The following is a 13,316-nucleotide window of genomic DNA, read 5'->3' as shown; positions in this document are numbered from 1 at the left end:
AGACCATATCGTCGATTCACATCGTCTTTAGAAAGGCAGATGGATTCTCGGACTGCTCCGGAAATCCGTCTGCCTTTTTTGCGTGCTTGGAAACGTGTAACACCATTATGAACGACAAAGGGGGGAGCCATCGTGCGATTATTTCGCCAACTCAGTTGGTTTCTGAAAGAACATAAAAAATCGTATTTGATTGCCGTGTTACTACTGATCGTGACCGGCTTCATCGACTTGACACCACCGTGGTTGATCGGAAAAGTGATTGACGGACTACGTTCCGGATCCATGGACCGGACGACATTGATTCAATATGTGGTAGGTCTGACCGTTATTTCCATTACGTCTTTTATTCTGACGTACTTGTGGCTTGCGAAATTATTCGGGACAGCCTTTTTACTCGAACGGACGTTGCGCAGCCAATTCTTTACGCATTTATTAAAGCTGACGCCAACTTTTTACCAACGCAACCGGACCGGGGATTTAATGGCACTTGCGACCAATGACTTGAAGGCAGTAGAACGGACAGCCGGCTTTGGTGTCCTGACGCTCGTCGACTCGTTAAACATGACGGCCATTACACTTGTCGTCATGGGAGTGGCAATCGATTGGAAACTGACACTTGCGGCATTGTTACCGATGCCGATTCTCGCTTACGCGATGAATAAACTCGGCAGCCAGATTCATGGACGGTTCATGACGGCGCAGGATGCGTTTGGCACGATGAATGACCAAGTCGTGGAATCGATTTCCGGTCTGCGGGTCATTCGTTCATTCGTTCAGGAAGACATCGATGTCAAAAAATTTGATGCTGTGACGAGTGATGTATTTGATAAAAACATGCACGTCGCAAAAATTGATGTCTTATTCGAGCCGATTATCAAATTACTCGTCGGAATCAGTTATCTGATTGGCTTATCGTTCGGGACTTATCTTGTCTTTACGAACGACATCACGCTTGGGCAACTCGTTGCCTTTAATATTTATCTCGGGATGTTGATTTGGCCGATGTATGCATTCGGGGAATTGATTAACGTCATCCAGCGCGGAACAGCAAGCCTCGATCGTCTGCAAGCGACGATGCGGGTGAAACCGTTGATTACGTCAACACCGGTCGCAGATGTGGATTTTCCGGAAACAATCGTTTTATCTGATCTAACGTTTACGTATCCGGGAACGAAACAGCCCGCCTTACGCGATATTAACGTGACAATCGAACAAGGCAAGACAATCGGGATCGTCGGTCCGACCGGCGCCGGAAAAACAACATTGTTGCGGCAGTTTTTACGCGAATATCCGCTGGGGCGCGAGATGTTGCAAGTCAACGGGATTCCGTATGAAGACGTCGCCTTGGAAACGGTCCGCGGCTGGACCGGTTATGTCTCGCAGGAACATCTTTTATTCTCGAAAACGGTACGGGACAATATTTTGTTCGGTGCCGGAACGGCAACGGAAGCTGAATTGCAGGAAGCGATTCGTCTCGCTTCGTTCACGACAGATATCACGATGCTCGATCAAGGTCTTGAGACGTTGGTCGGCGAACGTGGTGTCACGTTATCCGGTGGACAAAAACAACGGCTGTCGATCGCCCGGGCAATGTTGAAAAAACCAAAATTATTATTGCTTGACGATTCGTTATCCGCGGTCGATGCGAAAACCGAATCGCACATCATTGAAGCGATTCGAACCAACCGCGAGCAGGCAACGACATTGATTGTCGCACACCGTTTGTCTGCTGTTGCCCATGCGGACGAAATCCTTGTCCTGCAGGATGGTCAAGTGACCGAACGGGGCACGCACGAACAACTGATGAACCATAGAGGATGGTATGCCGAACAGTTCGAACGGCAAAGTGAAGAAACGTAAGGTAGGAGGTGTCGAACGTGAAGGAAGAAGAATTGTATTTATTAGATCCCGTTCGTCGGAAAACGACGATTCGATCGCTTGTCCGTTATGCGATGTATGAAAAACAAGCGATTTTCCTAGGATTATTTCTATTGATTTTAGCAGTCGGAGCAGAACTGACCGGACCTTATATTGCGAAAGTCATCATCGATGAGCATATCGTCGCGATTGAAAAGGACTGGGTGGAAGTGAAAGATGGAGGACGGGTCGAGTATGACGGGCATCAATTTGCGAAGAAGCAGGACGTCCCGTCCTCTGCCGTCATTCAATCCATTTCGATTGTCCAGTCAAAAGACGGTTATTATTTTGTACCGAAACAAGTCGTGAGCGGTGGAGAACGCAGTGTGGAGGATGGGACGTTGACCGTCACGCGGGGCGATGAGGTATTTCGTTACGCAAACGTCGCGAAGCTCACACAAGGACAAGTGTATGATTTTTATGCTTCCGACTTAAAAGCAGTCGGCTGGCTATCCTTGATGTATATCATCCTGCTGTTAATCGCAGCCGGTCTGAACTGGGTGCAACAAATCCTGCTTCAGCGGTCGGCGCATAAAATCGTTAAACGGATGCGGCTTGATGTCTTTACACATTTACAACGGTTGCCGGTCCGCTATTTTGACCAAACACCGATTGGGAAGATTGTCAGTCGTGTAACGAACGATACGGAAACAATCCGTGATTTGTATTTGGGTGTGTTGGCACGGGTCTTTTCAGGACTGATTACGATGGCTGGAATTTTAGTAGCAATGTTTTTCCTTGATGTCCGTTTGGGATTAGTTTCGTTGCTGATTATTCCGATTGTCTACTTTTGGGTTCAGTTGTTCCAGAAGCTCGCGACGGAAAATAATTTCAAAGTCCGGTCGCTTGTTGCTGATATGAATGGTCAATTGAATGAGAATATTCAAACGATGCCAATCATTCAAGCGTATGCGCGGGAAAAAGAAGTGTTGGCGGAATTTGAGCAGAAAAATGAAGAGAACTATCAAACCCGCTCCAAGTTATTGCGGCTCGATGCCTTGATGTCGCATAACTTATCTTATTTCTTAAAAAACCTGACGCTTGCCTTGTTGATCTGGGTCGTCGCCGGAAAAAGTCTGACCGATGGGACGTTTTTATCGCTCGGTATTTTATACGCCTATATCGATTATGTCTCCCGGTTATTTGAACCGGTGACTCAAATCATGAATCAACTATCACCACTGCAACAAGCACTCGTTTCGGCAGACCGCATGTTCCAACTGCTCGATGAAAAAGGCGAAGAAGTCGGAAAAGGACGTTTACCCCGTTTCGCCGGTCGCGTGGAATTCAAACAGGTCGGCTTCAGTTATGATCCGGGCCATCCTGTCTTACAAGAAATCGAGATTGATGCCCGTCCCGGTGCGACCGTCGCTCTCGTCGGACATACCGGAAGCGGGAAAAGTTCGGTCATGAATCTTCTGATGCGTTTTTATGATCCGTCATCCGGTCAATTGTTGATTGACGGACAAGATGTTACGTCGCTGCCAAAACAGGCGGTTCGTGACCACATGGGCATCGTCCTGCAGGATCCATTTTTATTCACCGGAACGATTCGGTCGAACATCACGCTCGGAAATCCGGCAATTTCGGAAGAGCGGATCCGGGAAGCGATCGTGGCTGTTGGAGCAGACCGGTTCATTGACCGGCTTCCTCAGGGACTTGATGAACCGGTCATCGAAAAAGGGGCGACCTTATCGGCCGGTGAACGGCAGTTAATCAGCTTTGCCCGGGCACTGGCATTTGATCCGGCCATTTTAGTGCTCGATGAGGCGACAGCGAGTGTCGATTCCGAGACGGAAGCGATGATTCAAGAAGCGTTGTTGACCTTGACGAAAGGGCGGACGACGTTCATCATCGCCCACCGCTTGTCAACGATCAAAGACGCCGACGAAATCATCGTCCTCGACCAAGGACGGATTGCCGAACGCGGTACGCATGACGAGTTACTCAAAAAACAAAAAATCTATGCCAAAATGTATGCGTTACAAAGTAAACGGAATCTCGAACTGAAATCAAGCTAACTCCATCATTTTTCTTCCTCTTTTCGTATATACTAATGACGAAGAGGGGGAGTTTTTTTATGGAGACACGTATGAGTCAGTTATCAAAATATGAATTAGAGATGCTCGTGACGAAATTAAATGAGCAGAAACGTAAAGCCGAGCAACATGGCAACATGAGTGAAGTCGAGGTGATTATCCGTAAGATTGCGATTGCCCAAAGTTATTTAGTCGACGCCAGCCGGTTTGAGACGGGGCGTTTTTACCGGATTGCCGGAGAAGATGCACGATTCGAACTGCATTTCGTCAACGGTGTCATGGGCTGGGGGCATTTTGAAGGGACAGTCAACGAAGTGGCGATTCCACTCGCGTTGATTCAAGAAGAGGAGGAATGACGATGGATCAAAATCGTTCAGAAGCATTAAAAGGATTGTCGGAAGAATTACAAGAAGTCAATGAGACGCTGACACCGCTTGAAGCCTTGACGTGGGTGGAAGTCTTATGGGAAGATTTTGAAGCGACACTTGCACGAGCGGGAGAAAAATACCAAGGTGAGGCAGTTGCCGTCCGTTTCGTTCAGCAACAAATCAAGCAACACGGTTCGATGCTTCACCGTTTCAATACGACAAATGAGAAATTCAAGCATTTGATGATCGGGCGCGACGACCAGTCATTAAATTAAAAAAGGACTCGCGGTTCGGAAGAATGTCTTCCGAGCATGGCGAGTCCTTTATTCATAAAGCGGGAACGAATAATTTTTTTTGCAACGTCCGTTCACTGAAGACCCATCCTGTGTAAGAACTGACGATTTGACGTGACGTCGCATCGACCCTTACGACAGCAACGAACGGATAGACTTCTTTCGTGAAGTAACGTAAATTCGTGAAACGATATTCAACGATTCCGTCTTTTCGGGAAACGGTATACGTATGAATTTTAGAGAACTCAAGGAAAGCCTGTAAATCGGCGTTCTCTTTGACGATGTCGTATAATTCGTCACCGTGCGGTTCATTCTTGATCCGGAAATTGCCGCATTCGACGACAGTCCCGGAATTGATTTTGACGACCGCATATTCATTTCGAAGACGTGCGGCGACATGCCATTCGTCCCATTTCATTCCGGGAGAAATAAACAGTTTGTGGGCACCGCCATAATAACGGGCTGCCGTTGCCAAGGCATCATTTCGCAACTTAAATTGAACCGCGTAATAGATGATGACGATCGCAATCAGAATCGGGAAAATGACGATTGTTGCACGGGTCAATAACCAAATACCGAACGCACCGTAATACATCGTGAACAGATAGGGATCAAACGTATTGATGACGCCCCACCCAATCCAGGTCTTCTTGAACGGATGAAGTGCCTGCGTACCGTAAGCATTAAACAGATCGACGAAGACATGAAGGGCGACAGCAATCTGTGCCATCAGCCATAATGAAGTTGGTGGAACGCCGAACAGGGCGCCGATGACAATCGACAGTAACAACGGCCAGGCAATCAAGGCAATCAAACCATGGGATTTACCACGGTGTTGTCTCAGGTAGGCACTGTTACCTTTAAATTTAAATACAGTATCAAAGTCTGGAGCATGGGAACCGACCAACGCCGTCGTCGTGACAGCCGCAAACAGCGTAGCGCTTGCAGCGACATCCGGTTCAAGTGTAGAAATGGCGGCGAGGCAAAGTCCCATTCCGATATGCGTACCAGTATCCAATGCGAATTCGCTCCTCTATCATAGTATTCAGGATCATAAAAAACGTAAATTGATTTTAAGGTTAATTGAACTTACTATAACGTATCAAATAGAAAAGAGGTAATATTTTGACTCTTGTTACAGAATATTTCACAAACTTTAATAAACGGCATTTTACAACGGAATTGGTTCAGTGGTTTTTACGGGAACAACGACAATTACCGTGGCGTGAAACGAAAAACCCCTATCACATCTGGATCAGTGAGATCATGCTGCAACAAACACGGGTCGATACGGTCATTCCTTATTACCACCGGTTCACGGAACGGTTTCCAACCCCCCATGATTTGGCGGCAGCCGACCAAAGTGAAGTCTTAAAATATTGGGAAGGCTTAGGGTACTATTCCCGGGTTAAGAACCTTCAAATCGCCGTTCAGGAAGTTGTTGAAAAATATGATGGAATCGTACCGGATGAAAAAGAACGGTTTGAAAGTTTACGGGGAGTCGGTCCCTATACGACCGGTGCCGTTCTTTCGATTGCCTACGGCCATCCGGAACCGGCTGTTGACGGGAATGTCATGCGTGTATTATCCCGGGTTCTCGGGATTTATGACGACATTGCGGCGCCGAAAACACGGAAAGTCTTTGAAGCGGCTGTTCATGAATTGATTGATCACGCGGATCCGTCAAGCTTCAATCAAGGTTTGATGGAACTCGGCGCGATGGTCTGTACACCCAAATCACCGATGTGCGGACTTTGTCCCGTCAATGATGTCTGCTTTGCTTACGAACGGTCCGTTCAAGCAGAACTTCCCGTTAAAACCAAAAAAGGCAAAACCCAGACGATCCAGTATGATGCCCTTGTCTATGAGGAAAATGGACAAGTTGCAGTCATGCAACGTCCGGATACAGGACTCTTGGCCGGTATGTGGCAGTACCCTTTGATTGAATCGACGGAAGAACAGCCCGGAATACGCGTTGGCAGTGTCAAACATATCTTTTCGCACCGGATTTGGGATATCACGGTGTACCGTGTTACGACACAACCGGAAGGAACTATTTTAATGGATGAACAGACATATGAAAAACAACCGATTTCCGTTGCTCAGATGAAGATTGATCGTTTATTAAAGGAGGAACTCTAATGGATCATTTTTATACAGAAACGAAAGTGCCGACGACGAAGGAGCAAGCCTGGTCCTTTTTAAGTGATGCCAAAGCCCTGACGGGGATGACGACGTTTCCGAAAGTACAGACGAACGGGGATACACGGACATATGCGGGGAACACGATTCAGCTGAAGGTCGGTGTTCCACCGGTTTTTGTAAAGTGGGATTCGATCATTCCAATGGTCGGGAGCGACTTGTTCGTGGATGTCGGAGTCAAGGTGCCATTTCCTTTTACAGCCTGGTGTCATCTTCACCGTGTCGAGGAACGGGCGGACGGGGTCTACATGATTGATGACTTGGTCTATAAATCGTATTTACCAAAAGGGTTGGTGGACTTATTTATTCTGAAGCCGATGTTTCAGCAGCGGAAACAGGCGATGTTGCATCATTTTTCAAGTTAAATACCAGTCATTTTCCTGAAAAAGTAGCCTTTCGTTTTTCATGTGTTCTGAAAATGGGTATAATAAGCACGAGAGTATAGAAAAAACTGAATAAAAAGCTTCAGAAAGGAGTAGCACATGAGTCGATTCCCAAAAGAAAGTAGCAAGATTGAGATTCAAAGTTTCAAACATAACGGCAGCTTACACAGAGTTTGGGAAGAAACGCTCGTGCTTAAATCGACGGAAGAAGAATTGATTGGATTCAATGACCGGATCATGGTCAGTGAATCGGATGGTCGTCAGTGGCGGACACGAGAACCCGCGATTTGTTATTTTTCGACAGAACTCTGGTTTAATGTAATCTGTATGATTCGTGAAGACGGAATCTACTATTACTGCAACTTAGGGTCACCTTCGACGTTTGATGAAAAGGATCGAGCAGTCAAGTACATTGATTATGATTTAGATATTAAAGTCTATCCGGACATGTCTTACATGATTTTGGATGAGGACGAGTACGAAAAACATCGCCGGGAGATGAACTATCCGAAAGCGATTGATCGTATTCTGAAGGACAACGTTCAGATTTTGATTCAATGGATCCGCAGTCGCAAAGGTCCATTCAATCCAGCTTTCGTGGAAACGTGGTATCGTGAATACGAAACAAGATATCGGAGATGATGGTTCGCCATCGTCTTTTTTTAGTGGAAAGAAGGGAAATACATGGGTAAAGCAAAACAAAAACAGTTAAAAGAGAAGGGTTCCATCCGGCGGTACATGGAATTCGTCAAACCGTATAAAAAACAAATTCTCTTAACGGTGTTCGTCGGGATCATCAAGTTTTCGATTCCGTTAGGATTGCCGCTGCTCTACAAGTACATCATTGACAATTTACTTGATAATCAGACCGTTCCGCTGGCGGAGCGCAGTAAAGAGCTGGCCTACTTGATCGGAGCCGGATTCTTCGTCTTCCTTGTCATCAAACCGCCGCTTGAATACATTCGGCAGTATCTGGCCCAGTGGTCGGCGTCAAAAATTTTATTTGATGTCCGGAACCGTCTGTTCGATCATGTTCAGAAATTGTCACTCCGCTTTTATTCAAATACGAAAACCGGTGAAGTCATCTCCCGGATCATCAATGATGTCGAACAAACAAAAGATTTTGTCGTCACCGGACTCATGAATTTATGGCTCGATATGATTACGATTTTGATTGCCATCGCTATCATGTGGACGATTGATCCGAAACTGACACTCGTCGCCATCATTCCGTTGCCGTTTTACGCACTCGCGGTCAAGTTCTTTTACGGACGACTCCGCAGTCTGACACGGGACCGTTCCGCAGCTCTTGCTGAGCTTCAAGGACACTTGACGGAACGGGTCAACGGAATGGCAGTCATTCGCAGTTTTGCGCTTGAACCCCATGAAAACCAGGCGTTCAAAAAACAAAATGACGGATTCTTGACAGCGGCCTTACGCCAAACGAATTGGAATGCCCGGACGTACGTCGTCGTCTCGACGATTACCGATTTTGCACCGATTTTGATTTTCGGAGCAGCAGCCTTCCTCGTTCTGAACGAACAGGAATCACTTGGGACGATGGTCGCCTTTATTGCCTACATTGATCGTCTGTACGCACCGCTCGGTCGTCTCGTGAACTCTTCGACGACACTGACCCAGTCGATTGCCTCGATGGACCGGATGTTTGAATTCCTGGATGAGCCGTATGACATTACGGAAAAAGCCAATGCGAAAAATCCGGTTGCTGTCAAAGGGAACGTCCAGTTTGAAAATATCAGCTTCTCATACGAAGAAGGCGGCGAACGGGCGATTGACCGGTTGACGCTCGATGTTCAGGCGGGAGAACGGATAGCATTTGTCGGGATGTCGGGCGGTGGGAAATCAACACTGGTTAGTCTGATACCCCGTTTTTACGACGTGTCATTAGGGCGAATCACGCTTGACGGCGTCGACATTCGTGATTTGAAGTTACGTGGTCTTCGCGATCAAATCGGTATGGTCATGCAGGAATCGATTCTGTTCAGTGAATCGGTCGAAATGAACATTAAGATGGGAAATCCCGAGGCAACGGATGAAGAGGTGGTCGCGGCAGCGAAAGCGGCCAATGCCCATGAGTTCATTGAACGTTTGGCGGACGGCTATAAAACACCGGTCGGCGAACGGGGTGTCAAATTGTCTGGCGGACAAAAACAACGTCTGGCAATTGCCCGGGTATTCCTCAAAAATCCACCGATTTTGATTTTGGATGAAGCGACGAGTGCACTTGATTTGGAAAGTGAATCGATGATTCAGGATTCGCTTGCCCGTCTCGCGAAAGGACGGACGACGTTTACCGTCGCCCACCGTCTCTCGACCATCACCGATGCCGATAAAATTGTCGTCATTGAAAACGGTCAGATTACAGAAATGGGACGTCATGAAGAATTAATGCGAAAACGTGGCGCCTACTTTGAACTGTATGCGATTCAAAATCTAGAACTCGTTGAATGAAAAAAGGCTGTTCCGAAAAAATCGGAACAGCCTTTTTGTATGAATGGTTGATTTACAGTTGGGCGAAAGCACGGTTGACAGCAACAATTGTTTCGTCAATGTCTGCTTCCGTGTGAGCCGTCGTCAAGAACCAGGCTTCGTATTTAGAAGGAGCGAGGTTGACGCCTTGTTCAAGCATTAACTTGAAGAAACGACCGAACGTTTCACTGTCGGCACGTTCAGCACCTAAATAGTCGATGACTGTTTCGTCCGTGAAGTAAACCGTCAATGCACCTTTAAGACGGTTAATCGTAATCGTGACGTCATGTGTGTCAGCAGCCTCTAGTATTCCTTGTTCGAGTTTTGCACCGAGACGGTCGAACTCTTCGTATACACCGGGCTGTTCGAGCAACTCGAGACAGGCGATTCCAGCTGCCATCGAAGCCGGATTTCCCGCCATCGTACCTGCTTGATAGGCAGGACCAAGTGGCGCAACATGTTCCATGATATCTTGGCGTCCGCCATAAGCCCCGATCGGCAGACCGCCGCCGATGATTTTTCCGAGCGCTGTCATGTCTGGGCGGATGTTCAAGAGTTCTTGTGCACTACCGTACATGAAACGGAAAGCAGTGATGACCTCATCATAGATGACAAGAGCACCGTGTTCATGGGTGATGTCGTTGATCGCTTCGAGGAAACCGGGTTGAGGCTCCACGATTCCGAAGTTTCCGACAATCGGTTCGACAAGCACACAGGCGACTTGATCGCCCCATTCTGCCATGATTTGACGGTAAGATTCGATATCGTTGAACGGTGTCGTAATGACTTCTTTGGCTGTCGCTTTAGTGACGCCGGCCGAATCAGGTGAACCGAGTGTGGCAGGACCGCTACCGGCTGCAATCAGCATTAAGTCCGAGTGACCATGGTAGCAACCGCTGAATTTGACGACAAGTTCACGTCCTGTATAGGCGCGGGCGACGCGGATCGTCGTCATGACGGCCTCTGTTCCAGAGTTTGTGAAACGCACCTTTTCTAAAGAAGGGATCGCTTGTTGGAGTTTGTGCGCAAAGTCGATTTCGAGACGGTGGGGTGTTCCGTATAACAAACCGTTGCGCGAAGCGTTCGTGATCGCTTCCGTAATATGTGGATGACCGTGACCGGTGATAATCGGACCGTAAGCTGCTAAGTAATCGATGTAACGATTGCCGTCGACATCATAAAAGTAAGCTCCTTCTCCACGCTCCATATAAACGGGGGCACCACCTCCGACTGCTTTATAAGAGCGGGATGGGCTGTTCACACCTCCGACGATACATTGTTGTGCTACTTCATATAATGCTTCGGAAGTCGGGCGATTTGCATGAGTTGACATGATGATTCCTCCAATCCTTGATACGTGAAAAATATCACGATATGATTGTATCATGTCCGTCAAACGTGGAGCAGAGCCGTTGACGGAAAGAGAGAATGTAGGTAGACTAATTATAAAGATTACAATCTAATAATCAATGAAAGATAGAAATGAGGGGATGACGTGGCGAACGAAATGCTAGATGATGCAGTACGCTCTTTACGGGAATCAGGCGTTCGGATGACACCACAACGTCATGCGATTTTGGAATATTTAACGACGGGACATACACATCCGACGGCAGATGAGATTTATCGTGCGCTCGAACATCGTTTTCCAAATATGAGTGTGGCGACAGTTTATAATAATCTACGGGTTTTTAGAGAAAAAGGGATCGTAGAAGAGATGAATTATGGAGATGCTTCAAGCCGTTTTGATTTCGTTACGACGCGTCATTACCATATGATTTGCGAAGGATGCGGGAAAATCGTTGACTTCAACTATCCTGTTTTAGATGACGTTGAGACGGTTGCGGCGCATTTAACAGGTTTTAAAGTAGATCGTCATCGTCTTGAGGTTTACGGGACTTGTCCGGAGTGTCAATCAAACGTGCATTAAAAAAACGAGCTTCCTTAACGGGGAGCTCGTTTACTGTGTTTATTGTACTTTTCATCGAATTCTTTTCCTTCAAGGTTACGATCCATCGTCAGAGGTTCGTCGCAGTGCATGCATAAATCGACTCGCCCGAGGACTTTCGTCTCCTTGCCGCAGTTTGGGCAGGTGACGACTGCTGCTTTCGTCGAAGTGAGTCCGATCAAAAAATAGAGAGCCGTACTGGCGAGGACCATTACAAATCCGACAAGCATGAGGATGACCATGATGATTTCGAATTGTTTTAACAAAAGACCGCCATACATGACAAGCATTCCACCAAAGACAAGGAACATTGCCAAGTTACGGGCGCGGTTTATTTTATTCTTGCGTTGTTTTTTCACATGAATTCCCCCTGTAGTCAGTCTAGCATATTGTTGGATCGAGTCAGAAGCAGGAACGATTGATTTTTTGTCGAAAATGGTAACGGACGAATGATCAGAGTAACGAGTATGGAGTAGAGAAGGGTGAGAAGGAAATGGAACAAGCAACACGAACGATTTATTCAGAATATGCGGCTTATCCGGAGACGCAAGGCATTATCTCTGTTGAAAAAAGGCAACCGAGAGACTCTTTGACCGATCAATTTGATGTTTTACTTTTAGTAATTACCCGAGATCCTTCTATCGAGTGGACAGTGAAACATTATCGTTTGGATACACTTCGGGTTTCATTACATCTTGTGCATGAACAAGTCCTTTCCCGTTGGTTGATTTTAAATGCGAATCGCCGCGCTGTCCATTGGGTGTCGGAAGGGACTATCATTTTTGAACGGAATGACTATTTGACAGATTTAAAAAAACAACTGCTCAATTTCCCGGAAACGGAACGCTGTTTACAGATGTCGCTGTCATTCGCAAAACTACTGCGCCGTTTTCAGGACGGAAGAAATCTGTTCAGTCGCGGGAATTATTATGATGCCTATACGCATGTCCATCATGCACTGCATCATTTGGCCCGATTGTCCGTATTGGAAAAAGGAGCGCATCCGGAAGTCGTCGTTTGGGAGCAGGCGCGACTGGACGATCCGGATGTCTACAAATTATATGAACAACTACTGTTAAGTGAAGAAACATTGGAACAACGGATTCATTTAGCGCTGATCGGACTAGAGCATTTACTGCAATCGAAAGTATTGTCCGGTGGCAGATACTTATTCGAAGTCATGCGAGAGCACGACCATCCTTGGACGATGCAAGAATTGATGGAAGAAAGCCGTTTGACAGAATTGAAAGTTGATTTAGGTAGCTTGATTGATTTCTTCATCCGGAAAGGGTTAGTCCGGATTTCGTACCAACGTACGAAAGGACTTGGAGTTGAACTCGTGACATATGAACCGGTCGTTTGACAGACCGGTTTTTTGTTTTTTAAAATTAAATAGAGTAAGCATATATAGAAGAAAAAAATAATAACAAGAAAAATGATTAAAAAGCATTGACGTTATTATCTCGAGATAGTATATTAATACATGTCGACAGGCACACGCCATTGACGCGATGAAAAAAACGAGAAAAAAACGGTTGACGCATAAGCTATTCCGTGATATCTTATTAAAGTCGCTGAAAACGACACGACGAACTTTGAAAACTGAACGATGAGGCAAAAAACGTATCTTCGGATACAAACAATGAATGAAGCGCAAGCTTCGTCAACGTGACTTC

13 protein-coding genes are annotated in these 13,316 nt (G+C 46.5%); 10 read left to right on the top strand and 3 right to left on the bottom strand.

Annotated elements, in window-relative coordinates; translation table 11 throughout:
- The first annotated feature begins 132 nt into the window (after window positions 1-132).
- The 4 genes from KNP93_RS11545 to KNP93_RS11530 are packed head-to-tail and all read left to right on the top strand — an operon-like array spanning window position 133 to window position 4,599.
- The gene (locus tag KNP93_RS11545; protein ID WP_131504179.1) at window positions 133-1,860 is read left to right on the top strand and encodes an ABC transporter ATP-binding protein; all 1,728 of its coding nucleotides are present in this window, start codon (window positions 133-135) and stop codon (window positions 1,858-1,860) included.
- Window positions 1,861-1,877: 17 nt separating this feature from the next.
- Complete coding sequence (locus KNP93_RS11540) at window positions 1,878-3,938, top strand: ABC transporter ATP-binding protein (RefSeq protein WP_214855394.1); 2,061 nt, start codon at window positions 1,878-1,880, stop codon at window positions 3,936-3,938.
- A 59-nt stretch (window positions 3,939-3,997) separates the two neighbouring features.
- Window positions 3,998-4,312: a DUF1811 family protein gene (locus KNP93_RS11535; RefSeq protein ID WP_214855392.1), complete on the top strand. Its 315-nt coding sequence runs from the start codon at window positions 3,998-4,000 to the stop codon at window positions 4,310-4,312.
- 2 nt (window positions 4,313-4,314) lie between these two features.
- Window positions 4,315-4,599 (top strand): YfhJ family protein, encoded by a 285-nt coding sequence (locus KNP93_RS11530; protein ID WP_131504176.1) that lies wholly within the window; start codon window positions 4,315-4,317, stop codon window positions 4,597-4,599.
- A 52-nt stretch (window positions 4,600-4,651) separates the two neighbouring features.
- Here KNP93_RS11530 and KNP93_RS11525 read toward each other — a convergent pair whose 3' ends face one another.
- Window positions 4,652-5,635, bottom strand: a complete 984-nt coding sequence (locus tag KNP93_RS11525) for a metal-dependent hydrolase (RefSeq protein ID WP_131504175.1) — start codon at window positions 5,633-5,635, stop codon at window positions 4,652-4,654.
- A gap of 107 nt (window positions 5,636-5,742) precedes the next feature.
- Here KNP93_RS11525 and mutY point away from each other — a divergent pair, with 107 nt between their 5' ends.
- The 4 genes from mutY (at window position 5,743) to KNP93_RS11505 (ending at window position 9,674) form a co-directional block, all read left to right on the top strand.
- A complete protein-coding gene (mutY, locus tag KNP93_RS11520; protein WP_131973594.1) occupies window positions 5,743-6,759 on the top strand; it encodes an A/G-specific adenine glycosylase in 1,017 nt (338 codons plus the stop codon).
- Window positions 6,759-7,184, top strand: a complete 426-nt coding sequence (locus KNP93_RS11515) for a hypothetical protein (RefSeq protein ID WP_214855390.1) — start codon at window positions 6,759-6,761, stop codon at window positions 7,182-7,184. Before mutY ends, KNP93_RS11515 begins: the two co-directional genes overlap by 1 nt.
- 117 nt (window positions 7,185-7,301) lie before the next feature.
- Window positions 7,302-7,844, top strand: a complete 543-nt coding sequence (gene ntdP, locus KNP93_RS11510) for a nucleoside tri-diphosphate phosphatase (protein WP_012369561.1) — start codon at window positions 7,302-7,304, stop codon at window positions 7,842-7,844.
- Between the two features lie 42 nt (window positions 7,845-7,886).
- Window positions 7,887-9,674: an ABC transporter ATP-binding protein gene (locus KNP93_RS11505; protein ID WP_214855388.1), complete on the top strand. Its 1,788-nt coding sequence runs from the start codon at window positions 7,887-7,889 to the stop codon at window positions 9,672-9,674.
- Window positions 9,675-9,726: 52 nt separating this feature from the next.
- On the opposite strand, the gene KNP93_RS11500 is transcribed toward KNP93_RS11505, so the two are convergent.
- Window positions 9,727-11,025 (bottom strand): glutamate-1-semialdehyde 2,1-aminomutase, encoded by a 1,299-nt coding sequence (locus tag KNP93_RS11500; protein ID WP_131504171.1) that lies wholly within the window; start codon window positions 11,023-11,025, stop codon window positions 9,727-9,729.
- 174 nt (window positions 11,026-11,199) lie between these two features.
- Here KNP93_RS11500 and perR point away from each other — a divergent pair, with 174 nt between their 5' ends.
- A complete protein-coding gene (gene perR, locus KNP93_RS11495) occupies window positions 11,200-11,622 on the top strand; it encodes a peroxide-responsive transcriptional repressor PerR (protein ID WP_251138800.1) in 423 nt (140 codons plus the stop codon).
- Between the two features lie 14 nt (window positions 11,623-11,636).
- Here the strand turns inward: perR and KNP93_RS11490 are convergent, their stop codons facing one another.
- On the bottom strand, window positions 11,637-11,999 hold the full coding sequence (locus KNP93_RS11490; RefSeq protein WP_012369565.1) for a DUF2614 family zinc ribbon-containing protein: 363 nt from the start codon (window positions 11,997-11,999) through the stop codon (window positions 11,637-11,639).
- Between the two features lie 134 nt (window positions 12,000-12,133).
- Between KNP93_RS11490 and KNP93_RS11485 the strand changes: the two genes are divergently transcribed.
- Window positions 12,134-13,003 carry a nucleotidyltransferase-like protein gene (locus KNP93_RS11485; protein WP_131504170.1) on the top strand — a complete coding sequence of 290 codons (870 nt, stop codon included), beginning with the start codon at window positions 12,134-12,136 and terminating at the stop codon, window positions 13,001-13,003.
- Window positions 13,004-13,316: the final 313 nt, after the last annotated feature.

The organism is Exiguobacterium sp. s166 (assembly GCF_018618855.1).
In the GTDB taxonomy this organism is placed as follows: domain Bacteria; phylum Bacillota; class Bacilli; order Exiguobacteriales; family Exiguobacteriaceae; genus Exiguobacterium_A.
The sequence above is the reverse complement of the archived record's forward strand: the minus strand, read 5'-3'. Positions and strand labels throughout refer to the sequence as shown.